1 protein-coding gene is annotated in these 259 nt (G+C 68.7%); it reads right to left on the bottom strand.

The genetic code is table 11. From position 1 onward, the window contains the following. Positions 1-259, bottom strand: a 259-nt coding sequence (locus SB822_RS58600; protein ID WP_410859308.1) for a M3 family metallopeptidase, incomplete at both ends; no start/stop codon positions are given.

Consider the following 259-nt stretch of genomic DNA (forward strand, 5'->3'; position numbering starts at 1 on the left):
TGCCGCGACCGAAATTGCACACCAGGTAGACCAGCGGAGTCTGCACGCCATCGACGCGGTCGCGGCGGTTGCGGCAGTCGTCCATCCAGGCGCCGCCGCGCTTGCCTTCGCGGGCGTAGAGGTCCAGGTAGAACTGGCCGACCAGCGCGCCATCGGCATCGACCAGCCGGTAGAAACGCACGTCCGGATGCCAGACCGGGGCGCTGTCGGCTTCGACCCGCAGGCCGTACAGCGAGTGGATCAGGTCGAACAGGCCGGC

The organism is Paraburkholderia sp. SIMBA_054 (assembly GCF_046534875.1).
Lineage (GTDB): Bacteria > Pseudomonadota > Gammaproteobacteria > Burkholderiales > Burkholderiaceae > Paraburkholderia > Paraburkholderia hospita.